This window comes from Pseudomonas sp. UBT (assembly GCF_050915955.1).
Taxonomy (GTDB): domain Bacteria; phylum Pseudomonadota; class Gammaproteobacteria; order Pseudomonadales; family Pseudomonadaceae; genus Aquipseudomonas; species Aquipseudomonas antarctica_A.
The window spans coordinates 40799-60703 of the sequence record NZ_CP168082.1 but is presented as its reverse complement, the minus strand read 5'-3'; the positions used below and the strand labels follow the sequence as shown (position 1 = coordinate 60703).

The following is a 19905-nucleotide window of genomic DNA, read 5'->3' as shown; positions in this document are numbered from 1 at the left end:
GACGATGAGTGCCTACCTTGGGTAAGCGAAAAACGGTTTGGTCTACTGATCGCGAAGTTCGCCTGCGATTTATCCTCTTTGCGGTCATCGACGTCGCGAGCGCCCAAGGTGTTCGCGCTGAGTTGTTATTGCCTGCACAGAAACTGCTGCGTAACGCGCCGAGCGAGTTGCAGCTGCGCGACACCCTCGCGCGCATTTTGGCTTGCGATGAGATGTATGGGTTCAGGTTCCCGCCGGGGACGGAGGCGGATGACTTCATGCAGGCGCTGGAACCTCTCACACACGAGGCCAAGGGCCTGATTTCTTGAGCGGGTTAGATCGTTTATTTCCTTAAGATTGGTCTCAAGGCCTGAATCGAATATCCACTGCGGCGTTTATGCGGTTGTAGCGGTGGCTACATACGTTGATGCATCCGTTTGTCTGTTATCGCGGTGCGCACAGCTGTGTTGACCAACCAAGCGTGCTGCCGAACAGCCATTCCTGCTGCTCTGCCGTCGTCTTGCGCCTGCGCCGGGCGTCTCTAGAATCGGCGCCAGAACTTAGCCCTTTCCTGTCGATTACGGAGTTTCGAACATGATGAACGCAATGCAGATGCCGATGAACACCTCCATGCCAATGATGCCGATGATGGGCATGCCGATGATGATGACTACCCTGCAGTGCGAAATGGCTGGCGACGCCATGATGTGCACCCTGAAGCCGGCGGCCGGTATGGACATGGCTCAGTTCAAGACCAACGCCGAGATGATGGCGATGATGATGAACTGCGGCATGCCGATGATGATGCAGTGCGCCAATATGTCGATGATGTGCATGTCGGCCGAGGCCATGAAGATGATGACGGACATGAACATGCCGATGATGGCAATGGGCATGTCGATGCCGATGATGAAGTGCATGATGGAATGCACCCTGATGGGCGACAGCATGCAGTGCAAAATGATGCCGATGCCGGGCATGAGCATGGCCATGATGGAAAACTGCTGCATGCTGATGAACAAGCTGATGAACGACTGCGCCATGCCGATGATGATGAGCTGCAACGGCATGCCGATGATGTGCTGCACCTGCTGATAGATCCCGCAGAATAAAAAACGCCCCGATTAATCGGGGCGTTTTGCATTCAGTCCAGCCGTTCCGGGTAGGTGATCACCAGGAACGCCACCGCCTCGCTGTCCGCAGGGTTGCGGTAGCGGTGGGGCTGGTCGGCATAGAACAGGATCGAGTCGCCGGTGGAGAGCAGGTAGCGCTCGTCGTTGACGCTGACTTCCAATACGCCTTGGGCCACGACCAGGTTTTCCTGGATGCCGGGGCCGTGGCCTTCGGAGACTTCCTCGCCGAGGGCGCGCAGGCGGATCTCGTAGAATTCGGACTGGCGCGCCGTGTCGTAGGGAAACAACGCGCGGCTGACAAACGCACCGTCGGCACTCACCAGGCGTTTGCTGTGTTGCGCCGGCAACACCTCGACGCCTTCAAAGGCGCGATCTTCCAGGAACGCCGCCACCGACACCTTCAAACCCTTGGCGATTTTGCACAGCACCTTGATCGACGGCACGCTGCGGCCGGACTCGATCTGCGCCAGCATCGCCCGGCTGACGCCGCAGGCGCGTGCGAGGCCGTCCAGGGAAAGGTAGCGTTTGCTGCGCAGCCGTTGCAGGTTCTGCGCCACACACAGGCTGGTGTCGTCGTCATCCAGGCCAGGCTTTGGAAGCGGTTCGGAGGGTTCGGCCAGCACCTGCAGAAAATTCATCGGTTTTACGCCCGGCGAGTATCGCTGGGCGTCGCCGCCTGTGCGGCAACCACCGCAAGCCCTGCACGCGCTGCGTAGATCGCCCACATCAACTCGGCCGCTGCGCGCGCCTGGCGGCGTTTACGGTGGAGGGTGAAGTCGATGACGGTGGCGGATGTTGGCATGGGGGCGATCTCGTGGGTCGTGGGTGACTCAGGGGTTCAACAATAATGCGTGGCTGTTATTTCGTTAAATACTGAGTTCGCATGTGTTAATTCGATTTTGGACTTAAAAAGCAAACCCGGTCTGACGCGGTTGTGGGAAGGGTCTGGTCCGTCAATAAGGCGTGACCTGGTGAGCGTGCCTGGCTTCCCATCACTGTTCGCGTGATGGGCAGCAATATGCCCCCTGCCTGTCACGCCCCTGAATTCCAAGGACCTGACCATGCTGTTGCGCCAACCTCCGCTCCTTTTCGCCGCCTTGACCCTCAGTTCACTGGCGCACGCCGAGACACTGCAACTGGCGCCCGTCGAAGTCACCAGCAGCGAAGCCAGCGCGGGCGAAGTGGCCCAGGCGCAGCTGAAAAGCGTGCCCGGTGGCACCAACTACATCGACATGAGCAGCGTGCAACAGGGCCGGGTGAGCACTAACGAAGATGTGTTCAAGTACCAGCCCGGGGTTTACGCCAAGGCGGCGAACAATGAAGGGGTCAAGCTCTCTATCCGCGGTTCCGGATTGAACCGCAGCCCCGGCGCCCATGCCTCCGGGCTGTATGAAATGTTCGACGGTTTGCCGCTGACCGGCCCGGGCGGCACACCCTACGAGCTCAAGGACCCACTGTGGCAAAGCCGCGTCGAGGTGCAGCGTGGCGCCAACGGCTTTGATCAGGGCGCGCTGGCCCTGGGTGGCTCGGTCAACTACATCACCCATACCGGCTATGACGCGCCCAAGCTGCAAGTACGTTATGAAGCAGGCAGCCGCGGCTATGCCCAGCGCGAGATCAGTTCCGGCCAGGTGCTGGGGGACGCCGACAACTACATCAGCCTCACCGACTCCGAATCCGACGGCTACCAGCACCAGAGCGCCGGCACCGGCAAGGGCGTCGCGGCCAACTTCGGTTACCGTTTCAACCCGGACCTGGAGACGCGTTTCTATTTTCGCTACCGCGAAACCACCAACGACTCACCCGGCAAACTGACGCGCTACCAGATCCGTCACGACCCGAGCGCCGCCAACAGCCTGAATGCCGCCCGCGACTCCAAACGCCTGCAGCCCGGCTCGACCTGGATCGCCAACAAGACCACCTTGCAGCTGGACGATCATTCGCGCGTCGAAGTCGGGCTGGCCTATCACGACTACCCGATGGACCTGCGCGAGGGCACCAACCGCCTGAAAGTCGCCTACACCGACGTCAGCGGCACCCTCAACTACCTCCGCCAGGACAGTCTGTTCGGCCACGACAGCAACACCACGATTGGCCTGCGCACCACCCAGGCGATGCCGAACAACGGCGCCTCTGAATACGTGCGTACCCCAGCCGGTAACACCGCGCCCTATGCCCCCGGCACCAAGACTCGCGACTACAGCTATTTGGGCTCCGACAGCGTGCTGCATGTCGGCAACGAACTGGAATTGGTCCCGGACCTGTGGCTGACCACTGGCCTGGCCGCGATCTACACGCGCCGCGAAACCCAGGTCACCTATCCCGAAGGCCAGGCGCCGCTCAGTCAACATGATTGGGACTACGCGCCACGCATTGGCCTGCGGTATGACTTCACCCCGCAATTGCAGGTGTACGGCAACCTGAGCCGCTCGGTCGAGCCGCCGCATGCGTGGTCGATGATCTGGGGTTCCAACAAATACTTTCCCAACGGCAGCGGCCCGGCCACCGGTTTGCAACGCGAAGGCGTGAGTTTGCGCAATCAGACCGCTACCACCCTGGAGGTCGGCGGGCGGGGTGAGCAGTGGTTCGGCCAGTGGGACCTGGCGCTGTACCGCTCCGAAGTGCGCCACGAATTGCTCACGGTCGAAACCCAGGCCCAAACCGCCAACAGCAGTGCGATTGTTGCCGAGTCCAACGCCAGCCCGACCGTGCATCAAGGCGTGGAACTGGGCCTGCTCAGCCCACTGTGGGACGGTGGTCGCAACGGCCAGCTTGCCCTGCGCCAGGCCTACACCTTCAGCGACTTCCACTACCGCAACGATGACCGTTTCGGCGACAACACCTTGCCGGGCATCCCCAAACATTACTACCAGGCGCAACTGCGCTACAGCCATCCGACCGGTTTCTACACCAGCCTCAACACCGAGCATGCATCGCGGGTGGCGGTGGACTACGCCAATTCCTACTTTGCTGCGGCCTACACCACACTCGGCGCCACGTTCGGCTACGACGCACCGAAACAGGACTGGCAGGCCTGGGTCGACCTGCGCAACCTCACTAACCGGCGCTATGCCAACACCGTCACACCGGGTTACGACGACAAGGGGATGGATGTTGCGCGATCCACGCCGGCCGACGGTCGGGGCATTTACACCGGCGTGTCATGGAGCTGGCGTTAAGCACCGTTGTGGCGAGCGCTGCCCGGCTGGCGGTAATTGTGGCATTGGCGGATAACTTGCCGGTCGAGGTGGAGCCTTTCACCGATTGGCGGGTGGTGGTCAAACCGCTGTCGATCAGGCTTCGTTCTGCCGCAAGCGCTTGTACAGCGTATTGCGACTGACCCCCAGTTCCCGCGCGAGGTGGGAAATATTCCCGCCCGCCGCCTTCAGGCGTTGTGTCAGGTCGGTGTTGTCATCCAGAAACTCATGGGTGGGCAACGGCGTCGGCCCTTTCAGATCAACAAAAAAATCATCCGGCAGATGCTCCGGGCGCACCGGCTGTTCCTCGGCCATCGCCAGCGCCACCTGCAACACACTGCTGACCTGACGCAAATTCCCCGGCCACGGGTGCTGCTCAAACAGTGCCAGCACCTCGGCACTCAGCCCGGCCCACTGGGTCGGTTCGCGGTGTTGCTGCCACAACTGCTGGAACAGCGCCTGTTTGTCGGTGCGCTCGCGCAATGGCGGTAATTCCAGGGTCAGGCCGCCGATGCGGTAAAACAGATCCTCACGAAAGCGCCCGGCCTGCACCCATTCGCGCAGCGCACGGTTAGTGGCGGAAATGATCCGCAAGTCCACCGGGAACAGCTCGCTGCTGCCCACCGGTTGTACGCAGCGTTCCTGTAATACGCGCAGCAAGCGGGCTTGGGTCGGCAGCGGCATATCGCCAATTTCGTCGAGAAACAGGGTGCCTTTATCGGCTTTGCGGATCAGGCCGATGCTGCCTTTTTGGTTGGCGCCGGTGAAGGCGCCTTTTTCGTAGCCGAACAGCTCCGATTCCACCAGCTCGGCCGGAATCGCCGCACAGTTCACGGCGATAAACGCCTGCCGGCTGCGCGAACTGGCCTGGTGCAGGGCTTTGACGAAGACCTCTTTGCCCACGCCGGTCTCGCCGTGGATCAGCAGTGGAATGTCCTTTTCCAGTAACCGCTCGGCCTGGCGCACGGCTTTTTCAACACGGGTGTCGCCAAAGTGCAGGGTCTTGAGACTGATCGGGGCCGGCGTCGCCGGGGGTGGAGCGCTGGGCTTGGGTTCACTGAAGACGCGCGCCTGCACCGGCATTTTCCTTGGCCGCTTCAATAAACACTGGAACCGGTTGCGCCCGGCCGCCTGCAGGGAGAAGGGCAGCCCCTCCGGCTGATTGAGCAATTCCAGCAACGACACCTTGAACAAACTGTCGATCAGCACCCGCGACAAACTGATGCCCAGCAAGTTATCGGCGCGGCGGTTGGCCGACAGCACCTGGCCGCTTTCATCAAAGATCAGCAGGCCCGCCCATTGGCTGTCGAGGTTGTTCAGGCCGGTGTTGAAGGTCAGTTGAAAATGCTCGCCGCGAAACAGGTTGAGGATCAGCCGGTTTTCCACGGTCTGGCTCATCATCTTGACCATGCCCAGGGTGTGGGAGGGCGGCAGGTAGCTGTCGCTGGACACATCCAGCACCGCAATGATTTCGCGCTGGGCATCGAAGATCGGCGCCGCCGAGCCGGTCATGAAACGGTTGGCTTTAAGGAAGTGTTCGTCGTGCTCGATATGCACCGCCTGGGCACACGCCAGCGCAGTGCCGATGGCATTGGTGCCGCTGGAGCGCTCCCGCCAACTGGCGCCGGCATTGAACCCCCGCGCCAGTTTCGGCTCGATAAACCGCTGGGTGCCCCACGACGTCAGGACCTGGCCCTCGTTGTCGGCCAGCATGATCAGGCAGTTGGAATTGCTCAGGATGTTTTCGTAGTAGGGCAGCACTTCCTGATGGGTGGTTTGCACCAGGGAATGCTGGCTTTCCAGCAATTGGCTGATGCCTTCGGCAGGCAGTTGGTCGAAGCTCGGTGTGCTCTGGTGGTCCAGGCCAAATGCGCGGCAACGGCGCCAGGAATCCTGGATAAGGGTGTCGTGAGCCAGGGGTTCGGCCATGAGGGCGACCTTCTTTTTATTGTTATGGAGTCTTGCAAACGCTACCTGGAGGAACAGGTTCAAAAATTTAGATCTGTGTCGCCGATCAATTGTTGTTCAGAACTGTTCATTGTCAACCTCGCGCCTGTTCAGTTGTTCAGCCTCGGTTGTTCAGTTGTGTTCACGCCTGAACAGCGTATTGCGCCCATTTCCTTGCAGATCAACCACCTGCCGCTTCTGGCACGAAACTCGCTCTGCATCGTTGCCAGATTCATTCCAATAATAAAAAGGGCGTGTCATGTCATTGACCCTGGAACATGTCTCCCGCGTCGTCGAAGGCCAAACCTGGATCGACGACGCCAACCTGCGTTTTGAAGCCGGTTCCTTCAACGTATTGCTCGGCCGTACCCTGTCCGGCAAGACCAGCCTGATGCGCCTGATGGCTGGCCTGGACAAGCCCGACAGCGGGCGCATCCTGATGAATGGCGTGGATGTCACGCAAAAGCCGGTGCGCCTGCGCAACGTGTCGATGGTCTACCAGCAGTTCATCAATTACCCGACCATGACCGTGTTCGAAAACATCGCCTCGCCGTTGCGCCAGGCCGGTGTGTCCAACGAGCTGATCCAGAGCAAAGTGCTGGAAACCGCGAAGATGCTGCGCATCGAGAAATTCCTCCAGCGCCACCCACTCGAACTGTCCGGTGGCCAGCAGCAGCGCACGGCCATGGCCCGCGCGTTGGTGAAAGATGCCGAGTTGATCCTGTTCGATGAGCCGCTGGTGAACCTGGACTACAAGCTGCGTGAAGAACTGCGTCAGGAAATGCGCGAACTGTTCAAGGCCCGCCACACCATCGCGATCTATGCCACCACCGAGCCCAACGAGGCGCTGGCCCTGGGCGGCACCACCACCATCCTCCACGAAGGCCGGGTGATCCAAAGCGGCAAGGCCGCCGAGGTGTATCACCAGCCGCAGACCGTGCTGGCGGCCGAGCTGTTTTCCGAACCGCCGATCAACCTGATGCCCGGGCGTATCAGCGGCAATGAAGTGAGCTTCGCCGATGTCGTGCACTTCCCGCTGAACGTCGACCTGCGCCCCATCGGCGAAGGCGAGTTCCGCTTTGGCGTGCGCCCCAGCCATATCAGCCTTGTGCCGAGCAACGACGATGACCTGGAGCTGGCGGTGACCGTGGAGGTCGCGGAGATCAGCGGCTCGGAAACCTTCCTGCATGTGCGCAGCGAACACTTCCTGCTGGTGCTGCACCTGCCGGGGGTGCATGAGTACGACGTCGACGCACCGATCCGCGTGTATATCCCCACCCATAAACTGTTTGTGTTCGATGGTCAGGGCCGTTTGGTCCAGGCACCCGGGCGCCGTGTCGCGAGGGTTGCCTGATGGCCGAGATTCATTTGCAGAACCTCGCCCACAGCTACAGCCCTACACCCAGCGGTCCTGAGGACTACGCCATTCGGGAAATGAACCACGTGTGGGAGCAGGGCGGTGCCTACGCCTTGCTTGGCCCGTCTGGCTGCGGCAAGTCGACCCTGCTCAATATCATCTCGGGCCTGCTCAGCCCCTCGGAAGGCCAGGTGCTGTTCGACCACACAGTAGTCAACGAACTTACCCCGGAAAAACGCAACATCGCCCAGGTGTTCCAGTTCCCGGTGGTGTACGACACCATGACCGTGTTCGACAACCTCGCCTTTCCGCTGCGTAACCAAGGCATGGCCGAAGCGAAAGTTCACAGCAAGGTGCAGGAAATTGCTGAAGTCCTCGACCTGCAAAACCTGCTGAGCAAAAAGGCGCGCAACCTCACCGCCGATGAAAAACAAAAAGTCTCCATGGGCCGTGGCCTGGTGCGCGACGACGTGTCGGCGATCCTGTTCGATGAACCGCTGACGGTGATCGACCCGCACCTCAAATGGAAGCTGCGGCGCAAGCTCAAGCAGATCCACGAGCAGTTCAATATCACCATGGTCTACGTGACCCACGACCAGCTCGAAGCCTCGACCTTTGCCGACAAGATCGCGGTGATGTACGGCGGGCAGATCGTGCAGTTCGGCACGCCGCGCGAGTTGTTCGAGCGGCCAAGCCACACTTTTGTCGGCTATTTCATCGGCAGCCCTGGGATGAATCTGATCGAAGTGCAGGCCGAAGCCGGTGGGGTGCGTTTTGCCGGTACGCTGCTGCCTTTATCCGCGGCATTGCAGCAACGTATCCGTGAGACCGACTGCAAAAAATTGCAGGTCGGCATCCGCCCGGAATTTATTCACGTGTGGGACGAGTACAACCCCGACGCCCTGCAGGCCGACGTCATCCATGTGGAAGACCTGGGCACCTACAAAATCATCACCCTCAACCTCGACGGCGCGCCGTTGAAAGTGCGGCTGGCCGAAGACAAACCGGTGCCGGAAGGCAAAGCCTCGATCAGCTTCCCCACGCAGTGGTTGATGGTGTATGCCGACGATTACCTGCTGGAGGTGCTGCCATGAACAAGGTGCAGAACAACAAGGCCTGGTGGCTGGTGTTGCCGGTGTTCCTGCTGGTGGCGTTCAGTGCGGTGATCCCGATGATGACGGTGGTCAACTACTCGGTGCAGGACATTTTTGACCAGTCCAGCCGCTACTTTGTCGGTGCCGACTGGTACAAACAGGTGCTGCTCGACCCGCGCCTGCACGACTCGTTGCTGCGCCAGTTCATCTATTCGGCCTGCGTGCTGCTGATCGAAATTCCGCTGGGTATCGCCATCGCCCTGACCATGCCCACCAAGGGCCGCTGGTCATCGCTGGTGCTGATCATTCTGGCAATTCCGCTGCTGATTCCGTGGAACGTGGTGGGCACCATCTGGCAGATCTTCGGCCGCGCGGATATCGGTTTGCTCGGTTCAACCCTCAACGCCATGGGCATCAGCTACAACTATGCCGCCAACACCATGGACGCCTGGGTCACTGTGCTGGTGATGGATGTGTGGCACTGGACTTCTCTGGTGGCGCTGCTGTGTTACTCGGGGCTACGGGCGATTCCGGATGTGTACTACCAGGCCGCGCGGATTGATCGTGCATCCGCCTGGGCGGTGTTCCGACATATTCAGTTGCCCAAGATGAAAAGCGTGCTGCTGATCGCGGTGATGTTGCGCTTCATGGACAGCTTCATGATCTATACCGAGCCTTTTGTGCTCACCGGCGGCGGGCCGGGTAATGCCACCACGTTCTTAAGTCAGACCCTCACCCAGATGGCCGTAGGCCAATTCGACCTGGGCCCGGCGGCGGCGTTTTCCCTGGTGTACTTCCTGATCATCCTGTTGGTGTCCTGGCTGTTCTACACCGCCATGACCCATTCCGACGCCAACCGCTGAGGCCGCCAACATGAGCAAGCGCAAGGTCATACCGTTGCTGATCTACATCCTGTTCCTGCTGGTGCCGATCTACTGGCTGCTGAACATGTCTTTCAAGAGCAACACCGAAATCCTCGGCGGGCTGACGCTGTTTCCGCAGGACTTCACCCTGGCCAACTACAAGGTGATCTTCACTGACCCGAGCTGGTACACCGGCTACCTCAACTCACTGTATTACGTGAGCTTGAACACGGTGATTTCTCTGAGTGTGGCGCTGCCGGCGGCCTATGCGTTTTCGCGCTATCGCTTTCTGGGCGACAAACACTTGTTTTTCTGGCTGTTGACCAACCGCATGGCGCCTCCGGCGGTGTTCTTGCTGCCGTTTTTCCAGCTGTATTCGTCTATCGGCCTGTTCGATACGCATATCGCGGTGGCGTTGGCGCATTGCTTGTTCAACGTGCCGTTGGCGGTGTGGATTCTTGAAGGCTTTATGTCCGGCGTGCCTAAGGAAATCGACGAAACCGCCTACATCGACGGCTACAGCTTTCCCAAGTTTTTCGTGAAGATTTTTATCCCGCTGATCGGTTCCGGCATTGGCGTCACCGCGTTTTTCTGCTTCATGTTTTCCTGGGTCGAACTGCTGCTGGCGCGCACCCTGACCTCGGTTAACGCCAAGCCTATCGCCGCGGTGATGACCCGTACGGTGTCGGCATCGGGTATCGATTGGGGCGTGCTGGCGGCGGCGGGGGTGTTGACCATCCTGCCCGGCATGCTGGTGATCTGGTTTGTTCGCAACCACGTGGCCAAGGGCTTTGCCCTGGGCCGGGTCTAAAGGAGTCGATGATGGAATGGATGGCCTGGACCACCCCCACCGCGTTGTTCTTTGCGGCGATTGGCCTGTTGCTGGTGGGCATGACCACCTGGGAACTGCGCTCGCCGAGTATCCCGCGGCGCGGTTTGTTGCCGATCAGCACCACCCGTGGTGATCGCTTGTTTATCGGTCTTCTCGGCAGCGCCTACCTGCATCTGCTGGTGATCGGCGTAACCGGCTGGAGCATCTGGGTGGCGACCGCGCTGTCCCTGGTGTGGCTGTTGTGTGTGATGCGTTGGGGCTAGTGCTCCGTGAATAAACTACCAGGAGGTCTCTATGTTGAATAAAAACAATAAGCTGCGACATAGCATTTCATTGGCCGCCGTACTGGCCCTCAGCGGTTTGAGCGCTACGGCCTGGGCCGATGCGTATGAAGATGCCGCGAAAAAATGGATCGGCAGCGAATTCAAACCGTCCACGCTGACGGCCGATCAGCAGCTCGAAGAGTTGAAGTGGTTTATCAAGGCGTCGGAACCGTTCCGTGGGATGAAGATCAACGTGGTGTCGGAAACCCTCACCACCCACGAGTACGAATCCAAGGTGCTGGCCAAGGCCTTCAGCGAAATCACCGGCATCAAGCTGACCCACGACCTGCTGCAGGAAGGCGACGTGGTGGAGAAGCTGCAAACCCAGATGCAGTCCGACAAGAATATCTATGACGGCTGGGTCAACGATTCCGACTTGATCGGTACGCACTTTCGCTATGGCAAAACTGAATCCATCACCGACCTGATGGCCAATGAAGGCAAGGACTTCACCTCACCGACCCTGGATATCAAGGACTTTATTGGCCTCTCCTTCACCACGGCGCCGGACGGCAAGATCTATCAATTGCCCGACCAGCAATTTGCCAACCTCTATTGGTTCCGCGCTGACTGGTTCGAGCGCCCGGAGCTGAAAGCCAAGTTCAAGGAAAAATACGGTTACGACCTCGGCGTGCCGGTGAACTGGTCGGCCTATGAAGACATCGCCAAATTTTTCAGCGAGGACGTCAAGGAAATCGACGGCAAGCGTATCTATGGGCACATGGACTACGGCAAGAAAGACCCGTCCCTGGGCTGGCGCTTCACCGATGCCTGGTTCTCCATGGCCGGTGGCGGCGACAAAGGCCTGCCCAACGGTTTGCCGGTGGACGAGTGGGGCATTCGCGTGGAGGACTGCCACCCGGTGGGCTCCAGCGTAACGCGCGGCGGCGACACCAACGGCCCGGCGGCGGTGTTCGCCACGCAAAAATACGTGGACTGGATGAAAGCCTACGCACCACCGGAAGCGGCGGGCATGACCTTCTCCGAATCCGGCCCGGTGCCGTCCCAAGGCAACATCGCCCAACAAATTTTCTGGTACACCGCCTTCACCGCCGACATGACCAAGCCGGGTTTGCCGGTGGTGAACGCCGACGGTACGCCGAAATGGCGCATGGCCCCCTCGCCAGTCGGGCCTTATTGGGAAAAGGGCATGAAGAAGGGCTATCAGGACGTGGGCTCCTGGACCTTCCTCAAGTCGACACCTGAGAAGCAAAAACTCGCGGCCTGGCTCTACGCGCAGTTCGTCACCTCAAAAACCGTCTCGCTGAAGAAAACCATCGTCGGCCTGACGCCGATTCGTGAGTCCGACATCAACTCTCAGGCGATGACCGACCTGGCGCCGAAACTCGGTGGTTTGGTGGAGTTCTACCGCAGCCCGGCCCGGGTGGAGTGGACCCCGACCGGCACCAACGTGCCGGACTACCCACGCCTGGCGCAACTGTGGTGGAGCAACATCGCGGCCGCCGCCAGCGGCGAGAAAACCCCGCAACAGGCGCTGGACAACCTGGCCAAGGAGCAGGACGCGATCATGACGCGCCTGGAACGCTCCAAGGTGCAGCCGGTGTGTGGCCCGAAAATGAACCCCGAGCGTGATGCCCAATACTGGTTCGACCAGCCGGGCGCGCCGAAGCCGAAACTGGCCAACGAGAAACCGAAAGGGGAAACCGTGAGTTACAACGACTTGCTCAAACAGTGGGAGGCGGCGCGTCAGTAACTGATAGGCGACAACGCTGTACCTGTGGCGAGGGCGCTTGTTCCCGTTGGACTGCGCAGCAGACCCGTTTGTTGGGCCGCTGCGCTGCCCAACGCGGGGCAAGCCCCAATTCCGTTCAGTTAAGCGCAGATCCCACATTTGATCTTCGCTGCTTTTAGCATTGCGTTCGCTTAACTGAACGGCATTAGGGCGAGCCCGCTCGCCACAACGAGTGCCCGCTTTACCAGGGGCGCGGAAACGTTAAGTTACGCGCTCGCCTGCGGTTGGATGCGTAACTCCCCGTCCACATCCTTGACCAGTTCACTGGCCAGAAACAGCGGCGCCAGGCGCTTGTGCAACTGCGGCTCGACGAATTCCTTGACCGTGTCCAGCACCAATACGCCACTGAGCGGCAGCTCGGTCTTGGTGTACGACAACCAGGCTTTTTTCAGTGCCATCAACACATCGCTGCCCGCCGTTGAGGCGAAGCGGCGGTGGGTGGGTTTGCCGTCAAAGTGGAAGGTGTGCTGGAACGCATAGCCGGTCTCATCGCCGTTGGCCGCAGCGCAACGCACACAAGTGCAGGGGCCGTCGCCGAAGGCGCTGCGCAGGTAGGTGTTGAAGTCCACCACGGGCTTGAGTGACAGGCGCTTATCCACCTCGAACAGGTCCCCGGTCATTTTATCGTCAGTGTTCAACGTCCATTTCCTCGCAGGTTCGGCAGTCTTTCAAAGCGCGGCACAATACCAGCCGAGCAGCATCCATGGGGATTTTTTGCGCGAACGGTGCTCGCTTCAGTGTTGACGTCCATTCGCCAATGGCCTTGTTAGAGTTTCCCCAATCAACCCCACAGGAAACCGACATGAGCACTCAGACTTCTATCTATAACCACGGCGTTGCATGGGAAGAGGGCCACAGCGTCAGCCAGGGCTATAGCGTCAACGGCACGATTTTCATCGCCGGGCAGTTTTCCCACACGCTGGAAGGCGAATTCGTCGATGGCGACGCCGCTGCGCAAACCCGCAAGACCTTGGAGAACCTCGATCACGTGTTGGCCGGGTTCGGTGTCGGTCGTTCGAACATCGCCGCCGTGGATATTTTCCTGGTGCACGCCAAGCGCGATTTCGAGGCGGTGGTGGCCGTGTGGAAGGACTACATCGGCACGCATCGCCCGGCGGCAACGCTGGTGGGGGTGAACTACCTGGCGTCGGATGCGCAGATCGTCGAGATCAAGGCGGTGGCCCACGCCGATTGATCAGCCCGGCAGCTGTTCGGCAAGCAGGTCGATAAAGCGCCGAACCCGAGGCTCCAGGTAACGCTTGCTCGGGTACATGGCCATGATTTCGACGTCGCCGGCGTCGAGGTCGGGCAGCACCGGCAGTAGACGGCCGTTGGCCAGGTCGTCGGCGATCAGGAAGTCCGGCAGCAGGGCAATGCCCATGCCTGCCACGGCGGCGTCGCGCAATGCTTCGCCGCTGTCCAGGCGCAGGCGGCTGCGGCCGGGGGCCTTGAGCCATTCGCCGTGTTCGTCGCGAAAGCGCCAGCTTTGTTTGCGTGTGCGGCTGCTGAAATATAAACAGTCGTGGTGGGCGAGGGCGTCCGTGTCGCGGGGTGTGCCGTGTTCGGCGAGGTAGGTGGGCGATGCGCAAAGCAACGCTCGATAGCGTGCGACTACGCGAGATATCAACTGGCGGTCGGCATGTTCGCCACCAATGCGGATCGCCAGGTCGAAGCCGTCTTCGACGATATCGGCCATGCGGTCGGTGAAGCTGGCTTCTACTTGCACCTCGGGCCAGGCTTTCAAGTAGGTAGTGAGCAGCGGCAGGATGACGCGCCGCCCAAAGGCGTCGGGCAGTGTCAGTCGCAATAACCCGCGTGGCGTGCCACTGGGCTGGCCGATGCTGTTTTGCGCGGTGTCGACAGCGGCAAGAATCTGTAAACCCTGGTCGTAAAGCGCGCGGCCCTCATCGGTCAGGCTCAATGTGCGGGTGGTGCGGTTCAACAGACGCACCCCCAGGCTGTCTTCCAGGCGCATCACCGCCTTGCCGGCCGCCGAGCGCGTGAGCCCCATGGCCTGGCCGCCTGCGACAAAGCTGGCGCCATCGACCACGGCCATGAAGATCAGCATTTCATTGAGGTTGGTGCGCAGCATGGGGCGACTCACGGCGGCGAAAGCAGTGGCGCAATATAGCAGCTCGATGCTGTGGATTTATTGCATAAGAATAGATCCCGATATTCTTTTCCAGTCTTAAAAATCGCCGCTAGGCTTCATCACCTTCTCGAAAACGCGGCAAATTCCCCATGACCTTCAAGCGTTCCTCCTTGACCCTGCTGGCCGCGTCCCTGGCGGCCGCGAGTACCTTGCTCAGCCCTGGCGCCCAGGCCGAGGGCAAAATCAGCATCGCCCAACAATTCGGTATCGGTTACCTGATCCTTGATGTGGTGCGCGACCAGCACCTGATCGAAAAACACGGCAAGGCGCAGGGCCTGGATATCCAGGTGGAGTGGAACAGCATTTCCGGCGCCACCGCGATGAATGAATCGCTGCTGGCCGGCGCTCTGGACGTGGTGTCGGCCGGTGTACCGCCGATGCTCACCTTGTGGGACCGCACCAAGGGCAAGCAGAACGTCAAGGCCATCGCCTCCCTGGGCTCGATGCCCAATTACCTGTTGACCAACAACCCGAACGTGAAGAGCCTCCAGGACTTCACCGAGAAAGACCGCATTGCCGTACCTGCGGCGGGCGTGGGCTTCCAGTCACGCACGTTGCAGATTGAAACCGCCAAGCAGTTTGGCGATGCCAACTACAAGAAGTTTGACGACATCTCCATCAGCCTGGCTCACCCGGACGCCACGGCCGCGTTGATTGCCGGCGGTTCGGAGATCAATTCGCATTTTTCCAGCCCGCCGTTCCAGTACCAGGAATTGTTGAACCCCAACGTGCACAAGGTGCTCAGTTCCTACGACATTCTGGGCGGGCAGGCGTCGTTCAACGTGCTTTACACCACCGAGAAATTCCACGACGAAAACCCCAAGACTTACAAGGCGTTCTACGATGCCCTGGCCGAGGCCGAGCAGATCATCAAGGCCGACAAGCCTGCCGCCGCCAAAACGTATATCCGTGTAGAAGAATCCAAGTTGCCGTTGGACCTGGTGGAGAAAATCGTCCAGGACCCGGAAATCGACTTCACCATCGTGCCGCAGCGTACCTCTATCTATGCCGAGAAATTGCAGGCGCTGGGCGTATTGAAGAACAAGGCGGCGAGCTGGAAGGATTACTTCTTTGAAGAGGCCCATGGCGGGAATGGCAGCTAAGTCACCTGCTTGACTTGAAATACGCACAACTTGTGGGAGCTGGCTTTCCTGCGATAGCGGTGGGTCAGCCCAAAATATGTCAGCTGACACTCCGTCATCGCAGGCAAGCCAGCTCCCACATTTGGTTTTCGTCGTCTAAGAATCAGCGAAAGAATTCACCCGGTGTCGCATCAAACTGCTGGCGAAACGCATTGATAAACGCCGACGTCGACTCATACCCACACGCCAACGCCACATCCGTGACCCGCTCGCCTTGTTCCAGGGCGGGCAGGGCGCTCAGCAGGCGCAAGCGCTGGCGCCAGGCGCGAAAGGTCAACCCGGTGTCACTCAGGAACAACCGGCTGAGGGTCTTTTCGCTGACCCCCAGCTTCTGGCTCCACGCCCCCAGCGTCGTTTGCTGCTCCGGGTGCAGGTTCAGGCTGCGATAAATCTGCCGCAGCCGCGAGTCATGGGGCAACGGCAGCATCAAGTCCACCTGCGGCGCGGCGGCAAGTTGGTCCAACACCACTTGAGCCAGGCGCCCGTCCGGCCCATTCTCGGCATATTCCACCGGCAGTTCGCTGAAGCTGCGAATCAACTCGCGCAACAAACTGCTCACCTCCAGCACCTGGCAACGCTCAGCCGCCCAAGTGGTGACGCTGCAATCGAGGTACAGGCTGCGCATTTCCGTGTGCGGCGAACTGAACACCCGGTGCGGCATGCCTGCCGGAATCCACACCGCGCGCTGGGGCGGTGCGACGAAACGGCCGACGCTGGTCTGGATCTCCAGCACCCCGGAAATCGCGTAGGACAATTGCACCCACGGGTGACTGTGCCGGCGCGTCAGGGCCCGGTTGGGCAGTGATTCAGTGCGCCCATACACCGGCCGTGGCAGGCTGGAAAGCCCGGGCACACTGCGTCGAACCGTTTTGTCATGTCCTTTAGGCGGCATTTACTGGCTCATTGGCGTTAGTCGGTAACAAGCCGTTACGTTAGAGTCGCGACGATGCTCTTGGCAACCCCTGGAAGAATTGCTTATGACCCGCCCACGTTTTCTACCTGACAACTTCACCCTGACCCTGATCGGCACGGTGATCCTCGCGTCACTGCTGCCCGCCAGTGGCCAAACCGCCGTGGCCTTCGGCTGGGTGACCAACCTGGCCATCGCGCTGCTGTTTTTCCTGCACGGCGCCAAGCTGTCGCGCCAGGCCATCGTCGCCGGTGCTGGCCACTGGCGCCTGCACCTGCTGGTGTTCAGCCTGACCTTCGTGCTGTTCCCGTTGCTGGGCCTGGCGCTCAAGCCGGTACTGTCGCCGCTGATCGGCAAAGACCTGTACATGGGCATGCTTTACCTGTGTGCGCTGCCGGCCACCGTTCAATCGGCGATTGCCTTCACCTCCTTGGCGCGCGGCAATATCCCGGCGGCGATTTGCAGTGCGGCAGCCTCCAGCCTGTTCGGCATTTTTCTTACGCCGTTGTTGGTGACGCTGTTGCTCAATGTGCACGGTGACGCGGGCTCCACCGTCGACGCGATCCTGAAAATCAGCGTGCAGCTGTTGCTGCCCTTCGTCGCCGGGCAAATCGCCCGGCGCTGGATTGGCGAGTGGGTCGGCCGCAATAAATCCTGGCTGAAATTCGTCGACCAAGGCTCGATCCTGCTGGTGGTGTACGGAGCGTTCAGCGAAGCGGTCAACGAAGGCATTTGGCACCAGATCCCACTGTGGGAACTCGGCGGCCTGGTGGTGGCGTGCTGTGTGTTGCTGGCGTTGGTGCTGGTCGCGTCCACCGTGCTGGGCAAGGCCTTCGGCTTTAACCAGGAAGACCGCATCACCATCCTGTTCTGCGGCTCGAAGAAAAGCCTGGCGACGGGTGTGCCGATGGCCCAGGTGCTGTTTGCCGGGGCAACCATGGGCGTGTTGATTCTGCCGCTGATGTTGTTTCACCAGATCCAGTTGATGGTGTGTGCGGCGCTGGCCCAGCGCTATGCCCGGCGGCCGGAAAGCATTCCTGAGCTGATGGGGCAGGTGGATCCGTGATCTAGATCACACCCTTGACCGAATCACCTCAAGTTAAAGGCCGGCCAGACGACTTACTTATTGAGAGCCCAATAAGGAGAGTCGGCATGAACGTTAAAGGTATTTCGGTGTTTACCGGCCTGTTTTGCCTATGGGCGGGTGCCTGTGGTGCCGCGCAGACAGTGGGGCAAGGCACCATTCAGTTCAGAGGCGCCATCGTCGAGCCGGGGTGTGCGACAAATGCGCGCAGCGGTGCAGTGATGGAACTGACCGGCTGTGCCCAGTCCAATCGCGGCAGCCACCTCGATGTGCGCAATGTGACGCCGGTGGCCAGCGTCAATACGGCCCATGTGAAGCTGGTGTCGGACAGCGGCAACGGGCGTTATTACGACCAGCGCTATCAACTGGTGGACGACGCCGGCAAACCGATTCAGTCGGGCAACTACGTGATTACCATGACGTCGCCATAAGCTCCACGGCGACGATCCGCGCCAACAAAGGGCCGAGAAACCTATAGAATGCTCGGCGGCGGCGCTTGTTCTGCGTGGCCGTTTGATCACCGCCAGAGTACCTCGCCCGTCAATGAGCCTTTCAGCCGCAACGCCCCAAGCCAATTGGCAACCGGTCATCGCCCTCGCGTTGGCCGCCTTTGTGTTCAATACCACCGAATTCGTGCCCGTTGGCTTGCTCAGCGCCATCGGCGCCAGCTTCGACATGCCCATCGCCAGCGTCGGCCTGATGCTCACCATCTATGCCTGGATCGTGTCGCTGACCTCGCTGCCGGTGATGCTGCTGACGCGCAACGTTGAGCGGCGCAAGCTGCTGATCGTGCTGTTCGGCCTGTTTATCGCCAGCCACATTCTCTCCAGTGTCGCCACCAGTTTTGGCTTACTGATGGTCAGCCGCATCGGCATTGCCTTGTCCCATGCGTTGTTCTGGTCGATCACCGCGTCGCTGGCGGTGCGGCTGGCGCCACAAGGCAAACAGGTGCAAGCCCTTGGCCTGCTGGCCACCGGCACGTCGTTGGCGATGGTCCTGGGCATTCCGCTGGGTCGCCTGCTTGGTGAAGCCATGGGTTGGCGCACCACGTTCCTGGTGATTGCCGCGTTCGCCGCCGCCCTGGTGTTCTGGCTGGCGCGCACCTTGCCGCCGCTGCCAAGCCAGAACTCCGGCTCGCTGCGCAGCCTGCCGTTGTTGTTCAAACGCCCTGCACTGGTGGCGCTCTATGTGCTTACCGCCATGACTGTCACCGCGCAATTCACCGCCTACAGCTACATCGAACCCTTCGTCGAAGGCGTCGCCGGCATGAGCGGCAACGCGGTGACCCTGATCCTGCTGGTATTCGGCGGTGCAGGCATCATCGGCTCGCTGTTGTTCAGCCTGGTGCACCGCTTCAACCCGCACCTGTTCGTGGTCAGCGCAGTGTTCCTGCTCGCCGCGTGCCTGGCGCTGATGCTGCCATTGAGCGGCGCCGAGTCGTACCTCGTCGGCCTGAGCATAGTCTGGGGCATGGCGATCATGGGTTTCGGCCTGGCCATGCAGTCCAAGGTGCTGGTGCTGGCACCGGACGCCACCGACGTGGCCATGGCCATGTTTTCCGGCATCTACAACATCGGCATCGGCGGCGGCGCGCTGATGGGCAGTTGGGTTGGCAGCCACTTCGGCTTCGCCTGGATCGGCGCGGCAGGCGGGTTGTTGGCGGCACTGGCGTTAATTGGGTATTGCCTGGCGATTCATCGGTTCGGGCAGGGTGTGGTGCGTCACTGAGGAGCAAACGTCTGATGATCAAAACCCTTGCTGTTGCAGTTCTTACGGGTGTTTGCGGGCTGCTGCTCAGCCCCGTAGCGTCGGCCGCCAGTTTCGACTGTGCCAAGGCCAGGGCGCCAGACGAAATCGCTGTCTGCAAGCACGTCGGCCTGAATGACCAGGACGTGACAATGGCGTTGCTCTACGACTTGAACAAACACTTCATGGCCATGGGCGCGCGGGGCTCGTTAATGGACGGGCAAGGCGCGTGGCTCAAGCAGCGTCGTGCGTGCGGCGCGCAGGTGAGTTGCTTGAGTGATGCCTATACGCAGCGGATCGGGATGTTGCGCCGGTTTATTGATGAGCAGGTGATGACGAAAGGGCCGTTCTAAGACCCTTTTCGTCATTCTACTTCCGGCTTTTGATAAACAG

21 protein-coding genes are annotated in these 19905 nt (G+C 60.4%); 15 read left to right on the top strand and 6 right to left on the bottom strand.

Annotated features, from left to right (window positions below; all coding sequences use genetic code 11):
• Positions 1 to 17 precede the first annotated feature (17 nt).
• Positions 18 to 308: a hypothetical protein gene (locus tag ACDZ94_RS27270; RefSeq protein WP_221294427.1), complete on the top strand. Its 291-nt coding sequence runs from the start codon at positions 18 to 20 to the stop codon at positions 306 to 308.
• Between the two features lie 265 nt (positions 309 to 573).
• Positions 574 to 1074 (top strand): hypothetical protein, encoded by a 501-nt coding sequence (locus ACDZ94_RS27265; RefSeq protein WP_432751923.1) that lies wholly within the window; start codon positions 574 to 576, stop codon positions 1072 to 1074.
• A 49-nt stretch (positions 1075 to 1123) separates the two neighbouring features.
• Here the strand turns inward: ACDZ94_RS27265 and ACDZ94_RS27260 are convergent, their stop codons facing one another.
• Positions 1124 to 1750: a helix-turn-helix domain-containing protein gene (locus ACDZ94_RS27260; RefSeq protein WP_432751922.1), complete on the bottom strand. Its 627-nt coding sequence runs from the start codon at positions 1748 to 1750 to the stop codon at positions 1124 to 1126.
• A gap of 5 nt (positions 1751 to 1755) precedes the next feature.
• Positions 1756 to 1914, bottom strand: coding sequence for a hypothetical protein (locus ACDZ94_RS27255; protein ID WP_167353689.1), 159 nt, complete (start codon positions 1912 to 1914; stop codon positions 1756 to 1758).
• Between the two features lie 259 nt (positions 1915 to 2173).
• On the opposite strand from ACDZ94_RS27255, the gene ACDZ94_RS27250 reads away from it, so the two are divergent.
• The gene (locus ACDZ94_RS27250; RefSeq protein ID WP_432751921.1) at positions 2174 to 4291 is read left to right on the top strand and encodes a TonB-dependent receptor family protein; all 2118 of its coding nucleotides are present in this window, start codon (positions 2174 to 2176) and stop codon (positions 4289 to 4291) included.
• 114 nt (positions 4292 to 4405) lie between these two features.
• On the opposite strand, the gene ACDZ94_RS27245 is transcribed toward ACDZ94_RS27250, so the two are convergent.
• Positions 4406 to 6238, bottom strand: a complete 1833-nt coding sequence (locus ACDZ94_RS27245) for a sigma-54-dependent Fis family transcriptional regulator (RefSeq protein WP_432751920.1) — start codon at positions 6236 to 6238, stop codon at positions 4406 to 4408.
• Between the two features lie 277 nt (positions 6239 to 6515).
• On the opposite strand from ACDZ94_RS27245, the gene ACDZ94_RS27240 reads away from it, so the two are divergent.
• From ACDZ94_RS27240 to ACDZ94_RS27215, 6 genes are read left to right on the top strand one after another with little or no spacing between them, the layout of a single operon-like run.
• Positions 6516 to 7610 carry an ABC transporter ATP-binding protein gene (locus ACDZ94_RS27240; protein WP_064451844.1) on the top strand — a complete coding sequence of 365 codons (1095 nt, stop codon included), beginning with the start codon at positions 6516 to 6518 and terminating at the stop codon, positions 7608 to 7610.
• Complete coding sequence (locus ACDZ94_RS27235; RefSeq protein ID WP_064451845.1) at positions 7610 to 8707, top strand: ABC transporter ATP-binding protein; 1098 nt, start codon at positions 7610 to 7612, stop codon at positions 8705 to 8707. The genes ACDZ94_RS27240 and ACDZ94_RS27235 overlap by 1 nt, the downstream gene beginning before the upstream one ends.
• A complete protein-coding gene (locus ACDZ94_RS27230; RefSeq protein WP_005789024.1) occupies positions 8704 to 9570 on the top strand; it encodes a carbohydrate ABC transporter permease in 867 nt (288 codons plus the stop codon). The genes ACDZ94_RS27235 and ACDZ94_RS27230 overlap by 4 nt, the downstream gene beginning before the upstream one ends.
• A gap of 10 nt (positions 9571 to 9580) precedes the next feature.
• Positions 9581 to 10381: a carbohydrate ABC transporter permease gene (locus ACDZ94_RS27225; protein ID WP_003174634.1), complete on the top strand. Its 801-nt coding sequence runs from the start codon at positions 9581 to 9583 to the stop codon at positions 10379 to 10381.
• Positions 10382 to 10392: 11 nt separating this feature from the next.
• The gene (locus tag ACDZ94_RS27220; RefSeq protein ID WP_064451847.1) at positions 10393 to 10665 is read left to right on the top strand and encodes a DUF2160 domain-containing protein; all 273 of its coding nucleotides are present in this window, start codon (positions 10393 to 10395) and stop codon (positions 10663 to 10665) included.
• A 31-nt stretch (positions 10666 to 10696) separates the two neighbouring features.
• Complete coding sequence (locus ACDZ94_RS27215; protein ID WP_064451848.1) at positions 10697 to 12439, top strand: ABC transporter substrate-binding protein; 1743 nt, start codon at positions 10697 to 10699, stop codon at positions 12437 to 12439.
• A 245-nt stretch (positions 12440 to 12684) separates the two neighbouring features.
• Here ACDZ94_RS27215 and ACDZ94_RS27210 read toward each other — a convergent pair whose 3' ends face one another.
• On the bottom strand, positions 12685 to 13116 hold the full coding sequence (locus ACDZ94_RS27210) for a hypothetical protein (protein WP_064451849.1): 432 nt from the start codon (positions 13114 to 13116) through the stop codon (positions 12685 to 12687).
• Positions 13117 to 13280: 164 nt separating this feature from the next.
• On the opposite strand from ACDZ94_RS27210, the gene ACDZ94_RS27205 reads away from it, so the two are divergent.
• Positions 13281 to 13673: a RidA family protein gene (locus ACDZ94_RS27205; RefSeq protein ID WP_064451850.1), complete on the top strand. Its 393-nt coding sequence runs from the start codon at positions 13281 to 13283 to the stop codon at positions 13671 to 13673.
• On the opposite strand, the gene ACDZ94_RS27200 is transcribed toward ACDZ94_RS27205, so the two are convergent.
• Positions 13674 to 14570 (bottom strand): LysR family transcriptional regulator, encoded by an 897-nt coding sequence (locus tag ACDZ94_RS27200; protein ID WP_432751919.1) that lies wholly within the window; start codon positions 14568 to 14570, stop codon positions 13674 to 13676.
• 149 nt (positions 14571 to 14719) lie between these two features.
• Here ACDZ94_RS27200 and ACDZ94_RS27195 point away from each other — a divergent pair, with 149 nt between their 5' ends.
• On the top strand, positions 14720 to 15733 hold the full coding sequence (locus ACDZ94_RS27195; RefSeq protein WP_221294433.1) for an ABC transporter substrate-binding protein: 1014 nt from the start codon (positions 14720 to 14722) through the stop codon (positions 15731 to 15733).
• 142 nt (positions 15734 to 15875) lie between these two features.
• Here ACDZ94_RS27195 and ACDZ94_RS27190 read toward each other — a convergent pair whose 3' ends face one another.
• On the bottom strand, positions 15876 to 16664 hold the full coding sequence (locus tag ACDZ94_RS27190; RefSeq protein ID WP_221294434.1) for an AraC family transcriptional regulator: 789 nt from the start codon (positions 16662 to 16664) through the stop codon (positions 15876 to 15878).
• An 85-nt stretch (positions 16665 to 16749) separates the two neighbouring features.
• Between ACDZ94_RS27190 and ACDZ94_RS27185 the strand changes: the two genes are divergently transcribed.
• The 4 genes from ACDZ94_RS27185 (at position 16750) to ACDZ94_RS27170 (ending at position 19865) form a co-directional block, all read left to right on the top strand.
• Entirely contained in the window at positions 16750 to 17748 is a 999-nt protein-coding gene (locus ACDZ94_RS27185) for a bile acid:sodium symporter family protein (RefSeq protein WP_064451854.1), read from the top strand.
• A gap of 86 nt (positions 17749 to 17834) precedes the next feature.
• Positions 17835 to 18197 (top strand): hypothetical protein, encoded by a 363-nt coding sequence (locus ACDZ94_RS27180; protein ID WP_064451855.1) that lies wholly within the window; start codon positions 17835 to 17837, stop codon positions 18195 to 18197.
• A gap of 112 nt (positions 18198 to 18309) precedes the next feature.
• Positions 18310 to 19494: a sugar transporter gene (locus tag ACDZ94_RS27175; protein WP_064451856.1), complete on the top strand. Its 1185-nt coding sequence runs from the start codon at positions 18310 to 18312 to the stop codon at positions 19492 to 19494.
• A gap of 14 nt (positions 19495 to 19508) precedes the next feature.
• Positions 19509 to 19865, top strand: a complete 357-nt coding sequence (locus ACDZ94_RS27170; RefSeq protein ID WP_064451857.1) for a lysozyme inhibitor LprI family protein — start codon at positions 19509 to 19511, stop codon at positions 19863 to 19865.
• Positions 19866 to 19905 lie beyond the last annotated feature (40 nt).